Raw genomic sequence first — 24,129 nt, forward strand, 5'->3', positions numbered from 1 at the left:
AACCCTTTCCGTGCGGTCACGCGCATAGCGCGAAAAGCAAGCGTTTCAGTCGCCACCGCCTCCGCAGCCGCCACCGCCGCAACCATCGCCTCCGCCTCCGCCGTCACCACCACCGTCACCACCGCCGTCGCTGCCGCCGTCACTGGAGCTTGAGTCGCCGCCGCAGCCGGAGGCCGAGCCGCCCAGATCCGCGCCGCAGTAGGCCACGACGATACCCGTGCCGTCGCCCGTGCCGTCGTCTTGCCGCTTGACGCCGCTGCAATCGGGCACGTACACAAAGCCATTCGGGATATTGAGTTTGCTGTCCAGCGCGAACAGCAACGGCAGCCGTGTCGGCTTGTGGGGATTGATGTTTTCTTCGTGACACGCATGAAGCCAGGTGCGGCGGATGCCGGCATTGCCTTGCTGGCCCTTGCTCAGCACCACCGCAGGCGTGTGATGCAGGAAGCTGCCGAACGCATGCTGGCAAAAATGCTGGTAGTTCTTGGTGTAGAGGATGAACTCATGCCACAGATCGTCCGCGACCTGGGACGGCATGGAGACGTACTTCTTGCCGCTCTTCAAATGGGCCAGGAAGAACTGGCGCAGCCCCTGGGCCACCAGCTGGCAATCCTTGAGGCTGAGATCCGGATGACGCACCCGTAACTTTTCGAACAAGCCCTTGGGCAGCACAAAGTTGCGTATATAAGCCTCGCGCCGTGCGCGCCGCTGTCGTTGCCAAAGTATGAAAGACAGGCTGGCGAAGCACACACAGGCGATCGAAGTTGGTATATTCATAACCAGATAATCACATAAAGCTGACTGCCGGACAAGCAGCTTCAAATACAAGGGGTAGGTAGGAATGCGGGTTATGCGAAAAGCGATACATCTTTTATATAAATATCTTCCGGTAGGATTGGCCGTTCTGATCGCGGGGCTGACGATATTTATTGGTTACGACTACTTCCGCGCGCCAAAACAAGGCGATGCCTGGAGGGGCCACTGGGTCGGATGCGGCGACTTCGATCAGATATCCGGCGGACAAGCACGATACGAGAAGAACTATTTGTCCCTGCGTATCAAGGATCGCGAGAATGGCCAGTTTCTGATTTCCGGGGAACTGATACTTAATGCAGCCAAGTACGACCAGCTATCCAAAGACAGCATCAAGATGTCGGTGATGTTGCACGGGCTGAGGTCACCTACAGCTGGCCTGGGTGCTATTTCGCAATCCCTTGAATTGGAGAGCGGCAGCGAAATTCGCAGGTGGGATGACACGGCGATATTGAGACTTAAGGAGACCCCTATTTATCCGTCGGGATTACCTGGCAAATTCCCATATGATATTTATCAGATTGGCATACGCCCTGAGGTGTACGTTTCAGGGCCGGCCGATGCGGCTTGGCAGCCGTATAAATTGGACACCACCATCGTCAATATTCACCTGTCCGACTCCATGGTCGTGTCAAAAGCGAACCGCTGGGGCGAGTATGTGACGGACGTCAAGCTGGAAGAGGGCGAGGCGGAAAAGCCATACGGCATAGACGAATGTGCGATCACTATCAAGCGCTCGCCATGGTATGTCTCCACGGTGGTGTTGTTGGTGGTGATATTGTTTGTACCAGCCATCTATCTGATCTACCGTCCGGACGACAACCCCGGCGTTGACCTGATCGCGGTTATCCTGGGCGTGGCCACGATACGGCAATTTTTGCTTGGAAATATCGTCGACTGGCGACTCTATCAGCTGGATTTGGTGTTCCTGCTGGTGACAGTGGTGACGGCTGCGGTCCCACTGGTGCATATCGCAAGACGACTGCGATGATCAGCTGACAGCGGCCGCCGGATAGTTTCCATCCGGCGGCCGCGACAACTGATTACAAGGACTTCAGGAACGCCAGCAAGGCGTCGCGGTCGGTCTTGGTCAACTTCTCGAAGCGCTGGCGGGATGCCGTACCTTCGCCATCGTGCCACATGATGGCTTCGGTCAGGTTACGCGCGCGGCCGTCGTGCAGGTAGCCGACTTTGGCGTTGGCGCCCATGACCTTCTCGGTATAGCCCAGGCCCCACAGCGGCGCGGTACGCCACATATTGCCCTTGGCCTGACCTTCGACCAGCTTGTCGGCCAGTCCGGTGCCCATGTCGTGCAGCAGCAGGTCGCTGTACGGACGGATAGTCTGGTTGCGCAGTTCGGCAAACAGGTGGCCATTGCCGGTCTTCATCTCCGCCGTATGGCAAGCCGCGCAGCGCATGCCCTGGAACACCTTGGCGCCGGCGCTGACTTGCGCCGGATTGACGTTCAGCTCATCGATCGGCGCGACGCCTTTCGGGAAGCCGCTGGCGATGCTGCGCTGGGCAGGCACGGCCACCAGCGCCAGGTAGCGCGAGATCGATTGCAGGTCGGCTTCGGTGATGCCTTTCTGCGCCGCGGCCGATGCGCAGCCCGCAGGGTCGGTGTTGCAGCTGCGGTTAGGGTAGACCGGCGAGGTGACCGCCATGTCCATCAGCAGCGCGGCGGCGGCCTGGTGACGCAGGGTCGCCTTGGATGCCTTCCAGCCGAAGCGGCCGAGTCGCACCGCGCCGCTTTCCGGCTCGAACACGTAGTTGGCCACGCCCTTGACGCCGTCGACGTCCGGCGTCGAGGTGGCGCGCGCCAGGATGTCCGCTTCCGGTATCGCTTCGAGCAGGCCGGCGCCGATCATCGGCTGGGCCGCGCGCAGCGAGACCACGTCCGGTGTCGCGCCTTCGAAGGTCAGCTTAGGCTTGCGCAGTTCGACCGAGGTGCCGTCGGCCAGCTTGACGGTGCGCGATTCGAAGCTGCCGACGCGCACATCGGTGCCCCAGTTCTGCGGCGTTCCGGTGGACGACACCGCGTTCATCTGAACCGTGCTGCCGTATTGCGGATGCGGCAGTTGCTGGCCGGTAGCCGACGTGGTCGCCACGCGCACCGACATGGTGTCCAGGCGCTGGTTGGTCGCCAAGGGGGCAGGGCTGCGGCCGTTGTTGACGTGGCAGGCGATACAGGCGGACTGGTTGAAGCGCTGTCCCTGCAGGCCGACTGCGGCGTCGTAGCGGTCGTTGCCCGGCTCGTTGTGGTTGCCGGTGGTGAAGTTGGTGTGCACCAGGCGGCGGCCTTCAACGAAGCGCTGCATGTTCTGCATGCCGATGTTGTTGTGCGGCTGCTGGAACATGAACAAGGCGTTGTCCGAGTAGTTGTAGGACACGGAGCCCGCGCCACCCGACAAGGTCTCGGCCGGCAGCGGCACCGAGTTCAGGCGCGGTTGCACGCCGTACCAAGGCTTCAAGCCGGAACCGACCACGTAGATCCACTCTTGCGAGTAGTAGCGGATGCCGCCGTTGTCGCCCTTGGCCAGCATCGAATCGGTGGTCGAGAACATCGATGGCGACACCTCGATCACGTCGCCGACCACCAGCGAACGGGCAGGGATATCCTTGCCGTTCGGGAAGCCGTTGGCGTCGAGCGCGGTCATGCCGGGGTAGTTGCTGACCTGGATGGTGCAGCCGCCGTTGATGCCGTTGGCATTGGTCAGGCGGTTGTTGGCGGGGTAGGCCATCGGTTTGCAGATCGCGATGTTGTCGTCGACCAGCTGACCAGGCGCCATCCAGCCGTAGCCGGTCACGCCCGGCCGGTCAATGGCGCGGAAGAACGCCACGCCGCCCTTGAGGAAGTCGACGGTGGTGTACTGGTTGACGATCAGCTTGGGCTTGGTGACGCCGGCCACGCGGCTGTTGTCGATGACCTCGACGCCCCAGGTGCGGTTCTTGAAGTACTGCGGCACGAAGGTCAGGTAATTGCCCGGGCCTTTATCGACCGGCAGGCCGGTGACCGGATCGACCGTTTCGTTCGGGCCGTAGCCGATTTCATTCCATTCCTCGCCGCGCTCGCGGCCGTGGCGGGCCAGGCCGCGCGCGCCGAAGCGGGTGACCAGCGTACCATCGGCCAGCGTGAACTGCAGCGATTCCAGCGGTTCGGCGGTGGTCGGCAAAGGCGCCCAACCGGCGCCGCTGGCCGGGAATTTCAATGCCGAGGTGGTCGAGCCGCCCAGCGTGTTGTCGCTGCCGGGGGCCTTGAACTCCACCTCGAACAGCGAGTAGCCGTACTGGGTTGCGCGCGCCACGCCTTGCAGGCGGATGTAGCGGGCGTTGACGCCGAGGTTGTAGAACTCCTCGGTGCCGCCCTGGCCGCCGCTGACGTAGCGTACCTGCGACCAGGTCTTGCCGTCGTCCGACACGTTCAGCGCGTATTCCTTGCCGTAGGCGTTTTCCCACAGCAGCTTCATGTAGCCGACCTGGGTCTTGACGCCGAAGTCGAACTGGATCCAGGCGCCGTCCTCGGACTGGCTGCCCCAGCGGGTATTGGTCTTGCCGTCGATGGCCAGCGAGGCGGACATATTGCCTTCCACCGCCGACGAGGTCGCGGCGACCGGCTTGAGGACGATGCCGGGCTTGGTCGGATCGACCACCACCGGCGGCACCGGATCGGTCACAGGGGGAACGGTTTCGGCCGGCGTGCCGGAGAAAGCCTTGATCTCGAAGATCGAATAGCCATAGCCGGTCGAGCGCTTGATGCCCTTGACGCGCAGGTAGCGGCCTTGGCCGTTGAGCCCGGTCCAGTCCTCGGTACCGCCCGCGCTGTCGTCCACGGTCTTGATCGTGGTCCAGTTCGAGTTGTCTTCGGACACCTGCAGCAGGTATTGCGTGGCGTGGGCGTTTTCCCACTGGATACGCACGCGGGTGATGAGCTTGGACGTGCCGTAGTCCAGCGTCAGCGACTGGTCGTCGGCGAATCCGCTGCCCCAGCGGGTTTGCTCGTTGCCATCGATGGCTGCGGTGGCGGACAGGTCGCCGCGTTCGGCCGACGTCGCGGTGACGGCTACCGGGGTCAGCGCCACTTCGGGCGTCGCCGCCGCCAGCGAGACCGCCGCCAGCGAACGTCCGCCCATCGCCACCTTGGCGTTGGCGCTGTCGGCATCGCTGCCTCCTCCGCCGCAGGCTGCCAGGATCAGCGACAGGCTGAGCGGCAGTCCGAGTTTCAATCCATGCCGGTATGGCATTTTGTTCATATTTATTCCCCTTGTTATTGTTACTGGGACATCATCAAAAAACGGCCTCTCTTGTGGAGCGGTCGAACCTCTTCCCAGCCATTAGCTTCCCGACAACAGGTGATGCAAACATGACACTCATCATGTTTGGCCACCAATAAAAGCCGCTCTAAGTGGCGGCTTTTGTAGAGTGGTGCATAGTGCGGAAACGTTTCCACAGACCGCGCCAAGATTTTCCTATACTTAAGATTTTCCTGGCGCACGAAAGATCAAACTGCTTTGATTATAATTGCCGAATGGAAACGTTACGTAAAGTATCTTGTGTTGCGGAGGATGTCAAGCGGCTTGCGTGAGTTTCGAGTATTGTTGGATGGCAATAAACAGGAATATTGACAATGGACACTAAAGAGACCAAGAACCAACACTACGTCAGCCGCTACTACTTGAAATACTGGCTGACGACACGGGGCAAAACAGCCGGAGTCTGGGCCAGGCGCTCGGAAGACGGCAAGCTATTCTTTGCGAGCGACCTGAACGCCATATCTCAGATCAACAGATTTTATAGAGTAGAAGTGGATGGCGACGTCCTGGATTTGCTGCGGTATAAGTATGCGGATCGTAAGCTCGATTACCTCGAACCAATGTTCGCCGAGCTATCTGTGTTGTCGATGGTCTCCGAGTATCGATCGAAAGAACTGCCGTCACATGAGAAATTAAAAGTACTCGAGACGAACTATCTAGAGGAGAAGTACGCGGCGATTGAGAACGCGTGTTCAAGGTTATTAGCGCCGCTGAAAGACATGGATTGGCCCTTGCTGAAAGACACGCCCGAATCCGCCGCCAATTTCTATTCCTGCCTGTTGGCCTTGTATGCCACTCAATTATTCAGGACGGCAAAAATGAGAACGCGAGTGATGGAGAGCATCAACGCGTTGACGTTACATACGGATAAAGCAGTGGTCGTCCTGTCCGAGGCGCAAAAGGAAACCTTCTTAAAGCTTGTCACATATATCGAGTCCTTAGAATTGGCGATGCAGCTCGAGCGTGACAGCGTACAGATCGACATCCATGTGAACGATTCTGAAATCAAATTTTTGACGTCCAGCGCGCCGGCGCACCAGGTCCACGCGGAGGCCGATGCACAGAAAAAATTTCTCAAGCTCGGCGGCTTTATGCCGCTTAGCCCATCGCATTTCATGATGATCAGAAAGGACGACTCAACGTCCAGAAAAATAAACGTGCTTACTGCGGATCCCGCGACTGTCGGCCGTCTGAACAGCATGTTCATCCGCAACAGCGGTGATTGCGATATGTACTCGACTTCAGAAGAGGCGCTCAAACAACTGAGGCTGAGCGCCGGCGCACCGAAAACCCAGCCCTGAAGACAGAAACCGCTTGACCAACCCATAACCGCAGGGTTATAGTTAACTCATAACTCGGTGGCTATGGATTCCAATGACAAATACTCATGACGCAGTCTTTCGGGCGCTTGCCGATCCCACTCGGCGCGCGATCTTCGAACGGCTATGCAGCGGCGGCGAACAGACGGTAGGGGGACTGACTACCCAAGCCGAAGTGTCGCAACCGGCCGTGTCCAAGCATCTTGCCGTGTTGAAGCAAGCCGGACTTGTGCTGGACCGGCATGAGGGCCGCCAAACCCACTACAGCGCACAACTCAACGCGCTGGCTCCGCTGCTGGACTGGACCAACCAGATGACTCGCTACTGGGAAGGCCGGTTCGACGATCTTGAAACCTTACTGAAAAGGATGGACCAATGAACGAAACCGCGACCCAAACCCGTACCGTCGTCGTCGAACGGGAATTTCCGTATCCGCCCGAAAAGCTCTGGCGCGCGCTGACCCAGCCTCATCTAATCGAAGCCTGGCTGATGAAGAACGACTTCCTGCCCGTTGCGGGCCATCGCTTCAATCTTCGCGCGGACTGGGGCGCGGTCGATTGCGAAGTGACGGAAGTCGAACCGAATCGGACGCTGTCCTACACCTGGTCTGCCTATGGGCTGGAAAGCCTGGTGACCTGGACGCTGGATCCGACCACCAGGGGAACGCATCTGCGGATGGAGCAGTCCGGATTCCGGACCGACCAGGAGCAGGCCTACCAAGGCGCCAAGATGGGATGGCAGAACTTCTTCAACCAGCTCGAACAGCTGGTGGCGAAGGAGACCACCTGATCGTCGATCGGTGCCGGCCGCGCTAGTCGGGCAGCAGGAGCTCCAGCAAGTCCAGGCAGGCGCGGGCGGCCAGGCCGTCTTCGTCCTGCTCCGCATGCCAGGCCGATACCGACACCGCCACCAGCGGATAGGTGTGCAGGCTACGGAAGAGGGCGGCCATTTGTTCCAGGCGCGGCCCGCCGGCCACGTGGTATTTCAGCGCCGGCATGCGCTGCGGCTCGTCCAGCACATCGGTATCGAAATGCACGTACAGGCTTTCCTGCGGCGACAGGTGCGACAGCACCTGGTCCAGCGGGCATTGCACGATGGCGGACTGGCGCAAGGCTTCGTCCTCGCCCGGATCCAGGTCGCGGGCGTCGGACAGCAGGACGCGCGCCTCGGCATAGGGTTCCGCGCCCACCGCCGCGCGCAAGCCGGCAATGCTGTCGCGCTGGGCCTGGCGCCGGTCCCGCCGGCCGACCAGCATGGCCAGCGGCATTCCGCCCAGGTACTGCGTCTGGGTTGTGGCCCAGGTGTGGAAGTCGCCATGCGCGTCAAGCCACAAGATGCGCTGCGGCTCGCGGCCGGCCTGCTGCAAACCGGCCAGCACGCCCATGGAGGAAACGCAGTCGCCCGAAATGCTGCACGGGATGTCGCCGGCCAGGACCGCCGACTTCACTTCGGCGGCCAGCCCCGCATACACCCGTCCCATGCTGCGCATCTGCTCGCCCTTGTCCGTGATGCGGTCCGCCGTCGATTCCGGCGAGGTGACGGCATGCCACGGCTGGCCGCGTAGCGGCTCCACGCGCCGCAGACCATCGCGCCGTTGTCCCATCAGGTAAGGAACCAGCAAGGGCTTGATCATTGCCAACTCTCCGGTTCCAGGCGGTAGCCCAGTTCGCGCATGGTCTGCGCCACGTCCGTCCGCCGCACCATGGGCAACAGCAGGTCGTGGCGTTTGTGCCAGCGGGCCGCCGCCGGCGCTTCGGTCGCCATGGTCACCGGCAGATCGCCGATGGCCGGCGCCGGGCCCAGCTCCAGCCATTTGCACACCTGCGCCAGCGTGGCGGCCGGATCGGCGAGGAAGTCTTCGAACGCGATGCGGCGCATCGGCAAGCCGCTGTCCATGATGTGCCGATGGCAGGACAGCCATTGATTCAGGCAGACGTCTTCCAGGCTGGCCGGGGTAAATTCGCGCCAGTTGGGCGGCAGGTCGAACTTCCACCAGCGCTGGCCGAACGCGAATCGTTCCGAATAGCCGCTGATCTGCAGCCGGATGCCGGCGTGCGCCATGTCGTGGGCAAAGAAGCCGGTCTGCGACAGCCAGCCGTCGATCAGGCCATTGACGCTCTGGGCGTATCCGCGCGTCAGGTGGATGTAGCGAATCTCGGCCTGTGGAAACAGCTGCTGGTACAAGCCGGGCCGGTATGCGTCCGACGGTGTCTTGAACAGCAAGACCTTGCCGGATACATCGGCCTCGGTACAGCGCCGCCGCCGCAAGACCGGCTGCACGAACGGCGGCTCCTCGATCTTGGTCGCTTCCGCGAACGGACGCGCTTCGCCCGGGCCCAAGCGGCCGTCGTAGTAGTCGATGCGCCAGCGCTCCCGCCAGAACACGCCGCCCAGCACAACTTGTACTGCCTCGCGTTGCGTCAACTGGTCGCCGCGTCCACAGACATACGCCAGCGCTTCGCCCAGGCTGTGCTGCAGCCTGGCGTATTCGTCCGGCGCAGCGAACAGGGCAGGAAATTGCAGCAGCAAACGCCGACACCAGCGCGCATGCAGTTCGGCCTGCGGCGCTAGTTGCCGCGCCGCGACGGTGAGTCCGTCGAAGACATGGTTCGCCAGCGCGTCGGCATGTCGCAGGTGGGTGATCGCGTCGCTGGTGCAGGCGGGATCCTGCCCGAAGCCGTTGCCGCTCAGCGTCAGGAACGGCACCATCTCGCCGTCCAGCGCAGCGATGTCGGGATGGCGGGTCAGCGTTTCCTTGAACAGGCTCGAACCGGAACGGGAGCTGGTCAGTATCACGGCCACGCGCCGCACTTTGTCACGCCATGGCGCGGGGGGCACGGCGCGCAATGCATTGATCGTCGAGAGCAGGGCGTCCACTCCGGCTACGCCGACTTGGCGCGCTTCATCAGGAAGGCATGAAACTGGCGCTCCTCCGCCTCGCCGGGCACGCTGCTGGCCAGCAGCCGGACGCGGAAGCCGGCTTCCTTGGCCAGCCGCTTCACTTCATCGACGTCGCCAAAGTTGGAGTGCGCGAAATACAGGCGGCCACCCGGCTTCAAGTACTTGCCGACCTCGGCGAAGAAGCGCGTGTTGGTCTTGAAGTCCGTGTCCCATTGCGAACGGGCCACCACGTCGGGCGCTGGCTTGTTGCGGAAAGGCAGATTGGCCGTGATGACATCGAACTGTTCATCATCCACTTGCGTGAACAAATCGGAGCGGCGCACTTCCATGATGCGGTCGAAGCCGTGGTCGCGCGCATTGCGCCGGGCGCTGCGGATGGCGGCCGGATTGACGTCCAACGCCAGCACGCGGCTGGCCTCCGCATAGCACGCAAAGATCGCGATCACGCCCGAGCCGGTGCCCACATCGAGCACGCTCTCGCCGGGTTTGATGCTGAAGTTGCGGACCAGCGGCTGGCTGTCGAGGAAGGGCCAGAAGGTGTTGGGATAGACGTGGAACTTCTTGCCCAGATAAGTGATCGTGCGGCCTTCATCGGGCACGGACTTGAACGCCTTTTGGCGGCTGCGCTGCCACCGGTCGACCTTGACTGCGCTGGCAAGCGATGTCGTTTCCATGTCTGTACTCCGATAGTCCGACGAGGATTCATGCTAGCGGAGGCGATGCGGTCAGGCAAGGGTGTTCGACCGGGCTGTGCTGGAACGCCACAGCTTGCCGGATGCTAGCTTGTCAGTCGCTTGATCGGACCTGTAGCTCCTTGCTCAACTTGATGCTTGAAGACGACTCGCCGATCATCAGCTTGAGCGGTTCGGCCTCGATCTTGCTGGCGCCGAGTCCGGCGTCCCAGTAGGCCAGCTGGCTGGCCTTGAGCGGAATGTGCACGGTTTTGCTGGCGCCCGGTTGCAGGCTGACGCGCTCGAAGCCGGCCAGCGCGCGCTGCGGCCGCGCCACTTTCGACTTCGGATGACTGACGTACAGCTGTATCACCGTGTCGCCGGCGCGCTTACCGGTGTTGGTCACGTCGACATCGACGGTGAGGGCGCCTTTGGTGTCCAGGTAAGGATTGCTGGTGCGCAGGTTGGCGTACTTGAAGCTCGTATAGCTCAGGCCATGTCCGAAGGGATAGAGCGGCTTGCCTTTGAAGTACATATACGTGTGCCCATGGCGTATGTCGTAGTCCATCATCGGCGGCAACTGCTGCATGGAGGCCGGCCAGGTGCTGATCAGGTGACCGCCCGGATTGTAATCGCCAAACAGCACGCGCGCCACGGCCGTGCCCTCATCCTGCGACGAATGCGCCAGATGCACGATGGCCGGCACGTTCTTCTGCGACCAGTTGATCGTGTACGGGAAGCTCGATACCAGCACCATCACAGTCTTGGGATTGGCAGCATGCACCAGCTTGACCAGTTCCTCCTGTTTGAGCGCCAGCGTCTCGCGGTCGCGTCCCTCGCGGCCGTCGCCGGGATCGGCGCAGGGTTTGGTACCGGCGTCGGTCCAGTCGTGCGCCATGTTCGGTCCGCAGGTCGGATCGTTGCCGACCACGACCACCACCACATCCGATGCGCGCGCAGCCTTGACCGCCGCGCCGTCCGTGTTGTCTGCAGCATAGTTGATCGTCACACCGGGACCTGCTGCGGCCTTGATGCCGTCCAGCGGCGAGACCGCATGCGGCGGATGGCCGCCGTACCAGTCCCAATGCACGCTGTCGGCCAATGGCCCGACGACGGCGATCGATTTCAGCTTGCCCCTGGCCAGCGGCAGCGCGTTGTTGGCGTTCTTCAGCAGCACCACCGATTCCAGCGCGATTTGCAGCGATTGCGCCTGGTGCTTATCGCTGAGCCACGGCTCTGGACCATCCTTGATGGTCGCGTACGGATTGCCGTCAGGTGGATCGATCAGGCCCAGTCGCACGGTGACCTGGAATTTGCGCCGCAGCGCGACGTCGAGCTCAGCCTCGGTGACCAAGCCTTCCGTCACCGCCTGCTGCATCTCGTCCTTGAACTTGTCGAGATACTGGTTGATGCCGGCCTTGAATGCCGCCACCACCGCCGCCTTGTGGTCGGGATAGCGCTTGTATAGTTTGACCAGATTGCCGACGGCGCCGCCGTCGCCGGACACCACCTCGGCGTTCCACTTGTCGTACAGCAGGCTATTGAGAATAGGGTGCACGGCCATCGGCATGCCGTTCCAGGCGTTGTAAGACGCCATCAGCGCACGCGCGCCGCCATCCTCGAAACCCATGCGAAACGGCATTGCATAGTATTCCCAGAACAGCCGCTCATCGAAGTCGGACGAGGAATTGCCGCGGCCATTCTCATTGCTGTTGGCGAGGAAATGCTTGAGCAGGGCGGCCGAGCGCCAGTATTTGGGATCGTCGCCTTGCAAGCCTTTGACGAACGCCGTGGCCATCGTGCCGGCCAGGAAGGGATCCTCGCTATAGACTTCCTCGGTGCGGCCCCAGCGCGGATCGCGAGCCAGGTCGGCCTGCGGTCCCCACTGCATCATCGACGGCTGGCTGTACTTGGGATTCTGCGTGACGTAGCGGCCCTCGGTTCCCTGGATTTCGCCGGCCGCGCGCACCAGCGACGGATTCCATGTCTCGCCCATGCCCGGCGGTTGCGGGAACTGTGTGGTGGAAATCGCCGCCAGGCCTTTCTGCTCGTTGCCGCGCTTGACGAGGCCGTGGATGCCTTCGGAACTGCCGAAGCTGGGAATGCCGAGCCGCTTGACGCTGGAATCGGTCGACAGGGCGGCGATTTTTTCTTCCACCGTCATCAGCGACAGGATATTGTCGATCCGCTGTGTAGTGGGCAGCGCGGGGTCCTGGAACGGATGATCATAGGCTTGGGCGTAGGCGCTGGCGAGCAGGCACACCATCGAAGTAAGGCGCAGCAATTTTGTGACCGCATTCAGTTGATGCATGGTGCTCATCCTCGTCTGTCCATCTCCAGGCGGATACCCGGTGCGCGAAGATGGTGCAACGACTCGGCAAGGCTGGCAAGACAGAAAACGGCCAGAGCGCATTATGTTTTTTACCAATTGTTGACAATTGAAGTTGTCATGTATACGCTGTATACATGACAGGTCAAACCACCCAACAGAAGATTCTCGCCGCCGCGCGCAGCTTGTTTGAGCGCGAGGGCGCCAGTGCCGTGAGCATGCGCCGCGTGGCTGAGGCCGTGGGTCTGACGCCGATGGCCATTTACCGCCATTTTTCCAATCGTGAGGCGCTGTTGAAGCGTATTTCCGACGATGCCTTTACCGAGGTGGCGCAGCAGTGGCAGAACCGCGCCCAGCATCCCGATCTGATGCATGGTTTGCTGCATTCGATGGAGAATTATCTCGACTACGCGCTGCGGCAGCCGCATTTGTTTGACTACAGCTTTTCCGTTCCACGCGAAGATGCACGGCGCTTCCCGGAGGACTTCCGCGCGCGGCGCTCGCCGACCTTGAACGTGATCGCAGACATGCTCGCTGAAGGCATGCGCCAGGGACTATTGCGCGAAGGCGATCCCTGGGATATCGCCATGACGCTATGGGCTCAAGGGCACGGCTTAATCACCCTCTACCATGCTGGCCGCTTCAGCTACGACGAGGCGCAGTTCCGCGCCTTCTACCTTCAATCCTTTGGAGTGCTCTTTGATGGAATCAAACGATAAACGCTTTATGGTGCTGGGCAAGACCGCAATCGCGAGGGTGCTGACGTTGGTGGCGCTCGTGAGTGGGGCAGGGTGCACGTCGATGCAGCAAGCCGGCGCGCCAGACGAAAAGCGATGGCTGCTCACAAGCACGCTGCTTTACGTGGCGCCCGACCGGCCTCCTCTCGCCAACGCGTGGTTGCTCGTGAACAACGACAAGATCGAGGCCGTAGGCACCGACACGCCGCCGGCGGGCATCCGCAGCGAAGGGGCGTGCAACGGCGGTGTCATCGCTGCTGGTTTTCAGAACAGCCATGTCCACTTTACCGATGAGTCCTTTACCGATGCCGCCACGCGGGCGCCCGGGGAGCTCGAACAATCGCTGACGCGCATGCTAACGCGTTTTGGCTACACCACGGTGGTCGATACCGCCTCGGCGCTTGCCAACACAAAGGCGCTGAGGGACCGTATTTCCAATGGCAGTGTTCGCGGACCGGAAATCCTGACTGCCGGCGCGCCGCTTTATCCCCACAACGGCATTCCGTTCTACCTCAACCAGCTTCCGCCGGAGATGCTGCGCCAGTTGCCACAGCCCGCGACGATCGAGGAAGCCCTTGCCATCGTGCGTCAAAATCTGGCCAACGGCGCCAATGGAACGAAATTGTTCATCGCGTCGCCAATGGGGAATGACGTGATACGGCGTATGAGTCCGCAGATCGCCAGCGCGGCGGCTGAAGAGACGCACAAACGAGGCGGGCTTGTGATGGTGCATCCAACCGATCCGGACGGTGTTCGCGCGGCCGTCACGGCCGGCGCCGACATTATCGTGCACACGACAATCGATCCGCCCAATTCTGCGTGGGACGCGCAGCTTATCGCCGACATGGTCGCGCGCAAGGTGTCCGTTGTTCCGACGCTGCAGTTGTGGCGCTACGAGTTGGACAAAGCACATGTTCCGGCCGAAGTGCGGGAAAGCATCGTCGGCTTGGCCGAGCGGCAGCTCAAGGCTTTCGTCGATGCGGGTGGCCAGGTTCTGTTCGGCACGGACGTCGGCTACATGACGGACTTTAACCCGACCGATGAATACGTCCTGATGGCGCGAACCGGCATGACGCCGATGCAGATCCTTGCGTCGCTGACCACCGCGCCGGCAGCACGTTGGCACAAGGAAGCGGTGCGCGGGCGACTCGAACCGGGGATGGCCGCCAACCTTGTCGTACTGAATGGTGATCCAGCGACCGATGTGAAACGGTTCGGTGACGTGAAGTGTAGTTTTGCCTCTGGTAGCCTGATTTTTCAGCGAGAGGGATTTTGATAGGCTTCACGCTAGTAATTTCGCATAATTTATATTATGTAAAATGCGTTATTGCCGTCGTATCCTACGTCGAGCATGAGGATATTGGCACTCCGTTTAGTCTGGATACACGGTATCGCCATGTGTGGTTTGCTTGCGCGGGTTGAAGCCGATACACTGGGCTATACCCATTCCGACCGGAGCTAGACGCATGTCCGTGCTTGCCTACACCAGCGCTTCCACCACCGCGCCATCGCAGCTCCGCGGTCCGGTGCCGGGCACAGGCCATGACCATCGACAGGCGGCGACACAGTTGCGCGCTCAAGGCAAGCTTGCCGGTACCGGCGCCGGTGCACGACGCCTGAACGAGCTGACTCAGATGATGCGGCCTGCTCCAGTACTGCAGTTGGTCAACTACGGTACGGAAGGCGTCATCCCCCCTAACAAAAAAGAGCTACTGTCTCCGCTGCAGGTCACAGTCAGCGACGACAAGCTCGGCAGCGGTGGATTCGGGGGCGTGTGGCGCGGGTCGATGGCCGGGCAAGACGTGGCGGTCAAGGGATTCAACGGCGAATTACAATCAGGCAAGGCAGAAGCACTGAGTGAATACCGGATGTTGAGGCTGGCCCCGAAAGGCAGCGCTCCAGCGGTCTACCATGTGGCGGACGACCTGGTTGTCATGGAATACATCGCCGGCCGCAGTATGGACAAAGTTGTGGCGACGTCCGACAAGGGCAGTTTGACCGCCGCCGCTGCCGTGGATGTGGTCAAACAGGTTGCCGCACAGGTCGCGGCGCTGCGCGGGGTTCGCATCGCCCATGGCGATATAAAACTCAAAAATCTGATCTTGGCGGGAGACAATGTCGTCCGCCTGATCGACTTCGGCAAGGCCGAACAAGTGCCTGAGGGAGCCCAGAAAGGCGCCGACGCCAGCTACGCGGCTGACATCAGAATGCTGGGCAATTTGTTCTTTGGCCTGCTGCCGTCGATCAAACCTGACTGGGACGACAATGGCAAGGACAAAGCCCCGCCGGTTGACGACAAGAACCTGAACGCGATCAAGAGCTTTGCCAGCTCACTGAACGAGTTTGATGGCTCAGTCGCAAACAATACCTGGCCTATGCTGTTGATGGCGCTGACCTCGCTCGGGGAGAATGTCAAGGTGCTGTGAAATCTCCACCTTCCCTGCCTGCTACAGGTCTTTCCACTGAGGCAAGCGATGTATTCGGGCACTAGTTATTTGTTCTGCGAAGCAGCGTGAGCGAAGTTTCTTTTTTCGATCAAATTCATTCATGCATGTCTTCCATCAACTTCAGATCTTGTTCACTTCGAGGCGAGGATCGACTTGATCATGTTCTCCGAATAGACCATGCCGGTCGCTTCGGTCCGCTTCATCATTGCTGTCCATAACGGGATGACGCCAAGCGGATAATCGTGGAAGCGCTTGAAACCACAGGCATAGATGCCGTTGTAGGTGCCGAATGGATCCTGCTGCGCAGCGCAGTCCGCCAATGCCTTGTCGGTGAATTCCTGCTGCTGGGCCTTGTCCCAGATGCCGGTGGCGACGAGTGCGTCGACCGACATCGCTTCCGCACCGCCTTCGTGGATCCAGGGATCGTCTTCACCGAGGCCACCCTGGCTGACCGCGCCTTGCCAGATATGTGCCATTTCGTGTGCGACCAGCTTGGCGATATATGCCCGCCGCTTCGGCGTTTCAGTCAGGAAGGCTTTGCCTGTCAGCCGATACGTGATCAGGCCACTGGTGACGCCGCCCTTGAACGACATCCCTTCACGATCCAGGTGATCCACCGAGATCAGGATGGGCAACGGTTGGCTGAGGTTGCGGCCATACGCCTGCGTATAGTACGCGGACACGCGCGCCCCGGTCTCGGATAGCGTATTCGCGACCCATTCCGGCAGCTTGGGATCGAGTACCAGCACGGTGTTTCCTGCGGCGAGAGGCGTGAGCGGGCCCACGTACGCATAGGTGCGGCTGGTCTTGTTGTCGGTGCCGTGCGGCGGGACCAGCACGGATTCCCCCTTCATGCCCGTCACCTGCATGTCGACGGCCAGCTCGCGCGTTGCGCTGCCCTTGACTGCATCGCCGATGAAGAAGCCGAGGAAGATCGCAGTGCCGCCATCCGAGAAATGGTTCATCGGGGCATAAGATTTGGGCAGGAAGTCATCGTAGTTGCGTACTTCGACATCCAGTTTATCGAAAGCCTTACCGTCCTTGCGGACGATTTGCTCGCCCTCCTTCGTTTGCACCAGCTGAAAGCCTGGCGTGACGATCTTCCACGCGGTTTGTCGAAAATCGCCCGCCTCTTCCAGCTTGACCGCGTTGACCGTTTCCGCGAAATGGTATTTCGCCTGCCAAAGGCCAGGCGCGACATGACTCAGCGCGAGCGAGGCATTCAACGGCGGCGCGTCGGCGGCTTGCGCGAGCGACATCGAGGACAACAGCAAAGGCAGAGCGAAGCGAAAGGTCATGGTCATGGTCGGGTTAGTTGCAATAGGTTTTTTTCGGCAGATCTTTCTCGGTTCCAGTCTTTTGCGCGACGACGCCCTCTGCCTTGTCGTCCTTTTTCTTGCTGTCGCTGTCGTCCGGTGTGCTGGACGCAGCAGCTGGGCCGCCGCCAGCGCCGTTCGACGACCTGGTGCCGCCACCGACGGTCGTCGTCGCCGCGTTAATCACATTGATGGTGGTATTGAGCGCTTGCGCGACCACCCCACCCTGCTGCGACTGGGCTGGCGGCAAGACCACCGCGCAGCCTGCTGCGGTCGGGTTGCTCAGGCACACATTCACGGACGGCAGTACGGCGCTGCAACCGGCCAGCGTAGGCGTGCTGGTGCACTGCGCCAGCGTCGGCAGGATGGCGCTGCAGCCCGCCGTGGTCGGCACGCTGCTGCACAATGCCAGCGAGGGTAACACGGCGGCGCAACCGGCGGCGCTTGGCGTGGCGACACAGACGGCCAGGCTAGGCAGGACCGCCGAGCAACCCGCCGTGCTTGGCGCCGTCACGCAGGCGCTCAGCGGCGGCAGCACGGCGGAGCAACCTGCCAGTGTCGGCGTCGAGACGCAGACGGCAAGGCTAGGCAACACGGCCGAACAACCCGCCAACGTCGGCGTGGCCGCGCATGCCGCCACCGAAGGCAGTACGGCCTGGCAACCTGGCAGAGTCGGCGTCGCGGTGCAGGTGGCCAAGGTCGGCAGCACGGCCGAGCATCCCGGCAAGGTCGGTGTCGCTGCGCAGGCCGCCACAGTAGGCAGCACTGCCGAACAGCCCGGCAAGCTTGGCGTGGCGGTACATGCCGCTAAAGTCGGCAACACGGCCTGGCAACCGGCGGTGGTCGGCGCGGCGACGCACACGGCCACGCTCGGCAAGACCGCACTGCAACCGGCGGTGGCTGGATTTGCCGTACAGAGGGCCAGGCTAGGCAAGACGACCGAACATCCGGCGGTGGTCGGCGCGCTCGTGCAGACAGCCAGGCTAGGCAGGACGCCGGCGCAGCCGCTCAGCGCCGGATTGGCGACGCAGTCGGCCAGGCTCGGTGTCGAACCCGGCGCCGTGGCGACGAACAGGTGCGAGGTGACGTTGCCGCCGGTCGGCACATGCGCGCCGGTGACGCCGTGCGCGTTGATGGTGATATTCCCACCGCTGGAGGTGACGTTCTGCGCGAAATTAATCTGGTCCACGGGATTGCTGGAACCGGCCGAACCGGCCGTCAGGTCGATATTGCCGGTCGCGGCAAGGTCGCCATTGATGGTCAGCGGATGGCCACTGGCCGTGCTCAGCGCCAGCGTGCCGGCGGTGGTCACGACGTCGCCCGCCGTCGCGGAGGCTTGGCCGACGACCAGGTTCGACAGGCTGCTGACGCGGATGCCGGCCGCTGGCGCGGTCAGCGTAGCGATGCGCGGCACGGTGGTATGCAAGCCACCGCTGCCGTCGATGGCGCCGATGCCGGCGCCGCGCGTCGAGGTGCCGTCGGCCGTGACGCTGAGGGTGCCGGCGGTGATGTCGTTCATGCCGGTGCCGCCATACACGGCGCCGCTTGAGGTCAGCACGACGTCGCCGCTGCCGGCGTTGATCAGCTCGGAGATGGCCAGCTCGCTGGTGGCGCCGCCGCCTGCCGCCAGCGCTACATTGCCGCCCAGCGTGCGCACACCGCCCAACGTGCCGCCGCCTGCTTCGATCAGGGTATTGGCCGGCAGCACGCCGACCGTGAAGCCGGCGCTATTGCTGAACGAGATGGCCGTGCCATCGGTCTCGGCCGCCAGCGTCGACACCAGGTTGCCCGCATGGCCCAGCGTGACGATCCCGCCCGCCGACAGGCCCAGGGTATCGACCACGATCGGCCCGCCCTGGGTGATGGTGCCGCCGCTGCCGAGGCCGATCAGCGTGGTGATCGGGTTGATGTCGGTGGCGACGGCCGTGCCGGCGCTGGTGATGCCGGCCACGTAGAGTTCTCCCGGAGCGTCGGGATCGGCGTAGCGGCGGCCGATGCCGATATTCGGCGCGACCACGCGGTCGAGCCGGGTGATCGCCAGGCAGCCGCCGACGCCGCCGACCTGGCAAGTGGCAGAGCCCACCGTGATCGGCCGGCCGGTGGTGTGCGGCTGCAGCACCACGGTGTTGCCGGTGACCGTGTCGTTGAGCGCCAGGTTGTCCGTCTCCAGCGTCAGGCTGGCGGTGCCGACGTTGATCGGCTGGTTGACGGCAAGCGTATGGGTGCTGAAGCCGGTCGACAGTTCGAGGTCCTGGTTGTTGGTCGACAGGCCATTGATGGTGGTCACGCCATCCATCGCCGTCACGCTGCCGACGCTCAGGTTGCTGCCGGTGTAGATCTCCGACGGCCCCTTGGTGCCGGCGCCGCCCTGGTTCAGCGCGGCGCCCAACATGCTGAAATTGTTGGTGACCAGGTCCAGCTCGGCCGGTCCCGCCGCCTCCAGCACCAGCGTACCGGCGGACACGAATATTGGCGCGCCGCCGTTCTGGCTGATGCCGGCGCCATCGGACTTGAGCTTGATGGCCTGGCCAGCCCCGGCGGTGATGCCGCTGGTGCCGTCGACCGTTTCGACCGAAATCTGGTTGGCAGAACGGTAGGCGAATGAGTTGCTGGTGGAACCGGCGATGCGGCCGGTGTCGTTGGCCTGGTCCAGCGTGACGCTGGCGCCGGTGAGCGCGACCTTGCTGACGCCGCCAATGGTGGCGCCGGCGCTCTGGGTGATGGCGCCGCCGGACGTCAGGCTCAGGGTGGAGCCGACATGCTCGAACGCCCCGCCGCTGCCGTTGCCCAGCGCCGATTCGATCGTAACCGCGCCGGCCGTGGCAGAGCCGATGCGCAGGATCGGTGCGTGCACGCCGTTGAGTTCACCGCTGGTCAGGCTCAGGACGCCGCTGCTGTCGGCCGCCAGCGCGCCGACCTTGACCAATACTCCGGCGGTGTGCGGCGCCAGGGCGACGCCGCTGGTGCTGGTGATGCTGCCCGCCAGGTTCATGTTGTCGGCGGTGATCAGCGGCGTCGCGCCGCCGCTGGAAATCGAGGTGCCGGCCTGGGTGCTGAACAAGCCATCCGTGCTGCCGGCGTCGATCGTCAGCCCGCCGCCCGCCGTCGAGATGCTCGACGTGCCATTCAGGGCCACGCCGGTCGTGCCCTGCATATACAGCACGCTGCCATTGGTGGCGATGCTGCCGTTGCCGTTCATGACCACGCCGCCCAGGGAGTTAAATACGGTGGTGCCGTGGGTCTGCAGCTGTCCGCCATTGCCGATCGTGATGGTTTTCGACGCATTGGCGTTGGCGATCGTCACCTGCCCTGTCGTCAGCACGTCGTTGATGATGACGTTGCCGCCGCCGCCGTTGAGCGAGAGCATCCCGTTCAGGGCGCCGCCGTTGTACAGGTCCAGCGCGCCCGAGATGGTCACGTCGGCGGTCTGGGAGCCATTGCCGAGGTAAATGTAGCCGGTGGTATCGATGGTGCGCAGTTCGGCCTCGGTCAGGCCGAGCACCCGCGTGCCGGGCGCGCCGCTGACATCGGCCGCGCCCGCGCCCGCATGGATCAGGGTGTCGCCGCTGCCCGGTCCGATGGCGACGCCGCCGGAGCCCGCTTGCAGGGAACTGCCGGTGAAGGACATGGCGTCGGCCTTCAGGTTGATCAAGCCGCCGCCGCTGACGACGCTGGAGCCGGCCGGCATGGTCAGCTGGGCGTTGGCGTCGAACGAGAACAGCTGGATGCCGCCGCCGTTGCTGGCGACCGGCTGCGAGGCCACCAGCGCGATTCCGCCCGCGCCGTAGACCGCGATACTGCCGCCGGCGGTGGTGACGGACTTGTTGATGCTGGTCGTGTAGCCGCTGGCGTTCTCCAGGAACACGTTGCCGGCGCCCTGCTGCTGGATGCCGTAGCTGCTGGCGCCGCCCACCGACAGGTTGGTGCCGCTATTGGACAACCGTATCGTCCCGGTCGACGTGTTTTGCGCCTGCACGCTGTCGCTCATGATGGCGAGCGAGCTGGCGTTGCTGCTGCCGTAGATGCCGGTGGCGGCCTTCATGTCCAGCGCGCCTGCCTTGATGACGTTACCGGTCAGCATCTGGATCGTGCCGGCGCTGGTGAGCGACACGGCGCCGTTGCCGCCGGCCGAGCTCGAACGGGCGTCGAGCGCGCCGTCGGCGCCCAGTATGATGTCGCCGCCGTTGGCGGTCAGCGTGACGTTGCCGGCGTTGAGCGCGGCCGTGCTGATGGCGCGCGCGGTCAGCGCCTGCTGGGCCAGCATGGTGATGCTGCCGGAGGAAACCACGCTGCCCACCGAGATATTCTGTGTCGCCAGCAGGTTGATGGTGCCGCCAGTGATGACGGAGTTGTTGTCGCTGCTGAGGGTGCCGGAGGTGTCCAGCGTCAAGTCCGCCGTGCCGGCGTTGAGGTTGCCGGAGATGGTCAGGTTGTTGGTCGAACCGATGCTGATGGGGGCATTGCTGCCGTAGTGCGAGGCCGAGTTCAGGTTCATGACGCCGGTATGCCACAGGTATAAGCCCTGCGGGCCGGCGCCGGAGGCGCCGATCTGGAAATCGGCGGTGCCGCTGCTGACCGAGCTGGTCAGCAAAGGCATGGGCGCGGTGCCGATCGCGCCGGTGCTGGTGCTTTGCAGCATGATGCTGTTCGCGCTGATGACGCTGGAGGCGCCGGTGCGTGTGATCGCGCCGTTGCCGCCGGCGTTCAGCGAGACCGTGCCGGAAGCGCCGGTGCCGATCGTGCCAGCCACCTCGATGCCGTAGGCGGAGCCCGCGGTGGTCGAAATGTCGATCGCGGCGTTGGCCGCGCCGGTGATGACGGAGGCGACCGACAAGGCCTGGTCGTTGACCACGGTGACATTGCCGCTGCCGGTGACGTTGGCGGTCAGCGAGCTGATTCCATTTTGCGTTCCCGCCAGGTTGATGCCGGTGGCCGAATTGATGGTGACGGCGGCGCCCTTGACGATGCCGCTGCCCAGCACCTGGCCATTGCTTGCCGTCAGCGTCAGCGCGGCGCTGCCCGAGTTGCCGGCGACGGCGCCGTAGGTGGTGTTCGCCACCGTCAGGTCGCCCGTCAGCGCCGTCAGGCTCAAGGCCGAGGCGCCGGCATACGGCACGGCGCCAAAACTGAGTACGCCATGCGAGCCGCCGACCGTGCCGACCGTCAAGCCGCCGGCATTGACATAACTAAAGCCATCATAGCCATTGCTGTAGCCGGCCAGGGTGCTCACGCTGTTGGCCGTGTTATTGAGCGTGATCGAGCCCTCGTCGGAGATGATCAGCGCCGACGACGCGTTGATCGGCGCGGTCTGGGTGATATTGTCCTTGTAATTACGCACATTGAGGACGCCGTTCGGCGCCGACAGGGGCGCGTCGATGGCCAGGCCACCGGTGATGGTGGCGGCGCCGGACACGATATTGACGTCGCCGCCGCTGGAGGCGACGCCGGTCTGCGTCGGGATCGCGCCGCCTGATACCGTGCCGATCGTCAACGCCTCGGCGTTGTTAAAGGAGAAGCCGTTGGCGCCGCTGCCGGCCAGGGTGCCGACGGTATTACCGTTATGGGTCAGGGTCACGCTGCCGGTATCGGCGATCGCCGCTACCGTCGGCACCAGGATCCGCGCGGTCTGGGTGACATTGCCGCCCGTCGTGTACAGCGACAGTTTGCCGCTCCCGCTATTGGTCACCTGCGCATTGACCGCGATGCCGGTGGTGGCCGACAAGGTCAGCTCGCTGGCGTTGGACCAGCTGACCGGGTTCAGCACCGTGATGGAGCCGGTGCCGGTGTAGACGTTGACATCCGACAGGCCGAGCTGGATTGCCAGCGTCGCCGGCGTCAGCACGGCCGGCGTATTGTTGGCCTCGTACACGAAAGGCGAACCGCCGGTCTGCGTGATATAGGTGTCGCTGCCGTTGGCGATGGAAATATTATTCGGGTCCAGCAGCAGGGTTCCCGCCTTGCCATGGGCCGCGCGCAGGTCGACCGTGCCGCGAAAATCGAGGTATTGCTTGCCGGACGATTCGGCCATGCCGCCGTCGCCGCCCTCAGCGCCGCCGCGCGCCGACAGGCGTCCCGCCATCGAGGTCGCGCCGTCGGCCCAGACCACGATCTTGCCGCCGTCGCCGCGCGCGATCGCGTCGGCATGGATGCTGGCGTCGGCGCCGACCACGGTCTGCTCGGCATTCGGCACCGCCGCGTTCTTGCCCTGGTAATCGCCGCCGACCAGCACGGTACCGCCGCCGGTCTGGCCGCTGGCGTCGATGCGCGCATCGCCGGTCAACGCCATGCGCTGCCCCAGCACGGACACTTCCCCGCCCTGCCCGGCGCCGGTGGCGCTGGTCACGCTGCCCGCTTCCAACAGCGTGTCGCGGCTGGCCTTGAGGACGATCTTGCCGTTCTCTCCGACCACCGCGCTGTCCGCGTTCAGGCGTCCGCGCTGGTTGATCAGGGCGCCGTAGATGCCGATGCGGCCACCCTGCGCGATCACCTGGCCCAGGTTCAACGCCGCGTTGTCCGGCGCGCTGATCACCACCTGCACGGACGGGTTGCCCGCCTCGACGAGTTGCACGGCATGCCCGGCCGCCAGGATCACCTCGCCCTGGGGCGAGGTGATGATGCCGCTGTTGCTCACGTTCGGCGCCACCAGGAAAACCTGTCCGCCTGCCGGCGTGGTGATGCTACCGGCGTTGCTCACCGCACCCGCGCCGGCGCCAGCGGTGAAGTTATTCCTGCCGGCCAGGAAGTCGCTGTTCGACAGGCTCAGGCTGGAGGCGACCAGGCCGGCGACATCGACGCGCGAACCGGCGCCGAACATCACGCCGTTCGGATTAATCAGGAACACCTTGCCGTTCGACTGCAGCGCGCCGAAAATCTGGCTGGGATCCTGTCCCAGTATGCGGTTTAGCACGGCGCTTGAGCTGCTCTGCTGAATGAAGCGGGTCACCTCGCCGGCGCCGACCGAAAAACTCTGCCAGTTGATGATGGTATTGGGCGTATTGGTGATGGAGAACACATTGCCCTGTTGGCCAAATGTTGCCTGGCCGGCGACCACTTGCGGCGCGGTCGGCGCGGCCTGGGCGGTGCCGAAACAGGCGGCTACCAGCAAGGGCAGCCATTTGCGTCGCAGCGCGCCGGCCGCGGGGCCGGAAGAGAGACTGTTCATCATGTATTTCCCCGATCACATTGCGCGGCGTCCATGCGCCACGTCGTATGTTTTTGATAAGTGCTCGGTGCGTTTGCTGTGAACAAGCGCCTCCGCCGTGCAGACGAGTCTGCTACAGAGAGTG

15 protein-coding genes are annotated in these 24,129 nt (G+C 63.1%); 7 read left to right on the top strand and 8 right to left on the bottom strand.

All coding sequences use genetic code 11. The features are described from left to right. Positions 1-45 precede the first annotated feature (45 nt). Positions 46-777 (bottom strand): glycine-rich domain-containing protein, encoded by a 732-nt coding sequence (locus ACEN9F_RS02420; protein WP_413417459.1) that lies wholly within the window; start codon positions 775-777, stop codon positions 46-48. A 73-nt stretch (positions 778-850) separates the two neighbouring features. On the opposite strand from ACEN9F_RS02420, the gene ACEN9F_RS02425 reads away from it, so the two are divergent. Further along, entirely contained in the window at positions 851-1,804 is a 954-nt protein-coding gene (locus ACEN9F_RS02425) for a hypothetical protein (RefSeq protein WP_413417461.1), read from the top strand. Between the two features lie 52 nt (positions 1,805-1,856). On the opposite strand, the gene ACEN9F_RS02430 is transcribed toward ACEN9F_RS02425, so the two are convergent. Continuing rightward, the gene (locus ACEN9F_RS02430; protein WP_413417463.1) at positions 1,857-5,063 is read right to left on the bottom strand and encodes a di-heme oxidoredictase family protein; all 3,207 of its coding nucleotides are present in this window, start codon (positions 5,061-5,063) and stop codon (positions 1,857-1,859) included. Between the two features lie 374 nt (positions 5,064-5,437). On the opposite strand from ACEN9F_RS02430, the gene ACEN9F_RS02435 reads away from it, so the two are divergent. The 3 genes from ACEN9F_RS02435 (at position 5,438) to ACEN9F_RS02445 (ending at position 7,231) form a co-directional block, all read left to right on the top strand. Further along, a complete protein-coding gene (locus ACEN9F_RS02435) occupies positions 5,438-6,424 on the top strand; it encodes a DUF4238 domain-containing protein (RefSeq protein ID WP_413417465.1) in 987 nt (328 codons plus the stop codon). A gap of 73 nt (positions 6,425-6,497) precedes the next feature. Continuing rightward, positions 6,498-6,821, top strand: a complete 324-nt coding sequence (locus ACEN9F_RS02440) for an ArsR/SmtB family transcription factor (RefSeq protein ID WP_413417467.1) — start codon at positions 6,498-6,500, stop codon at positions 6,819-6,821. Further along, positions 6,818-7,231, top strand: a complete 414-nt coding sequence (locus ACEN9F_RS02445) for an SRPBCC family protein (RefSeq protein ID WP_413417469.1) — start codon at positions 6,818-6,820, stop codon at positions 7,229-7,231. The genes ACEN9F_RS02440 and ACEN9F_RS02445 overlap by 4 nt, the downstream gene beginning before the upstream one ends. A 22-nt stretch (positions 7,232-7,253) precedes the next feature. Here the strand turns inward: ACEN9F_RS02445 and ACEN9F_RS02450 are convergent, their stop codons facing one another. The 4 genes from ACEN9F_RS02450 to ACEN9F_RS02465 form a co-directional block, all read right to left on the bottom strand. Beyond that, complete coding sequence (locus ACEN9F_RS02450) at positions 7,254-8,075, bottom strand: arginase family protein (protein WP_413417471.1); 822 nt, start codon at positions 8,073-8,075, stop codon at positions 7,254-7,256. Further along, positions 8,072-9,319 carry a hypothetical protein gene (locus ACEN9F_RS02455; RefSeq protein WP_413417473.1) on the bottom strand — a complete coding sequence of 416 codons (1,248 nt, stop codon included), beginning with the start codon at positions 9,317-9,319 and terminating at the stop codon, positions 8,072-8,074. Before ACEN9F_RS02455 ends, ACEN9F_RS02450 begins: the two co-directional genes overlap by 4 nt. Positions 9,320-9,324: 5 nt before the next feature. Next, a complete protein-coding gene (locus ACEN9F_RS02460; protein WP_413417475.1) occupies positions 9,325-10,017 on the bottom strand; it encodes a methyltransferase in 693 nt (230 codons plus the stop codon). Between the two features lie 112 nt (positions 10,018-10,129). Beyond that, complete coding sequence (locus tag ACEN9F_RS02465; protein ID WP_413417477.1) at positions 10,130-12,325, bottom strand: glycoside hydrolase family 3 C-terminal domain-containing protein; 2,196 nt, start codon at positions 12,323-12,325, stop codon at positions 10,130-10,132. 155 nt (positions 12,326-12,480) lie between these two features. Here ACEN9F_RS02465 and ACEN9F_RS02470 point away from each other — a divergent pair, with 155 nt between their 5' ends. The 3 genes from ACEN9F_RS02470 (at position 12,481) to ACEN9F_RS02480 (ending at position 15,506) form a co-directional block, all read left to right on the top strand. After that, positions 12,481-13,062: a TetR/AcrR family transcriptional regulator gene (locus ACEN9F_RS02470; protein WP_413417479.1), complete on the top strand. Its 582-nt coding sequence runs from the start codon at positions 12,481-12,483 to the stop codon at positions 13,060-13,062. Beyond that, entirely contained in the window at positions 13,046-14,356 is a 1,311-nt protein-coding gene (locus ACEN9F_RS02475; protein ID WP_413417481.1) for an amidohydrolase family protein, read from the top strand. The genes ACEN9F_RS02470 and ACEN9F_RS02475 overlap by 17 nt, the downstream gene beginning before the upstream one ends. A 190-nt stretch (positions 14,357-14,546) precedes the next feature. After that, on the top strand, positions 14,547-15,506 hold the full coding sequence (locus ACEN9F_RS02480; RefSeq protein WP_413417483.1) for a protein kinase domain-containing protein: 960 nt from the start codon (positions 14,547-14,549) through the stop codon (positions 15,504-15,506). 152 nt (positions 15,507-15,658) lie between these two features. Here ACEN9F_RS02480 and ACEN9F_RS02485 read toward each other — a convergent pair whose 3' ends face one another. Both ACEN9F_RS02485 and ACEN9F_RS02490 read right to left on the bottom strand, forming a co-directional pair. Beyond that, positions 15,659-16,831 carry a hypothetical protein gene (locus ACEN9F_RS02485; protein ID WP_413417485.1) on the bottom strand — a complete coding sequence of 391 codons (1,173 nt, stop codon included), beginning with the start codon at positions 16,829-16,831 and terminating at the stop codon, positions 15,659-15,661. 7 nt (positions 16,832-16,838) lie between these two features. Beyond that, positions 16,839-24,008 (bottom strand): filamentous hemagglutinin N-terminal domain-containing protein, encoded by a 7,170-nt coding sequence (locus ACEN9F_RS02490; RefSeq protein ID WP_413417487.1) that lies wholly within the window; start codon positions 24,006-24,008, stop codon positions 16,839-16,841. Between the last annotated feature and the right edge of the window lie 121 nt (positions 24,009-24,129).

The sequence above is a fragment of the Duganella sp. CT11-25 genome (assembly GCF_047302815.1).
Taxonomy (GTDB): Bacteria; Pseudomonadota; Gammaproteobacteria; order Burkholderiales; family Burkholderiaceae_D; genus Rugamonas.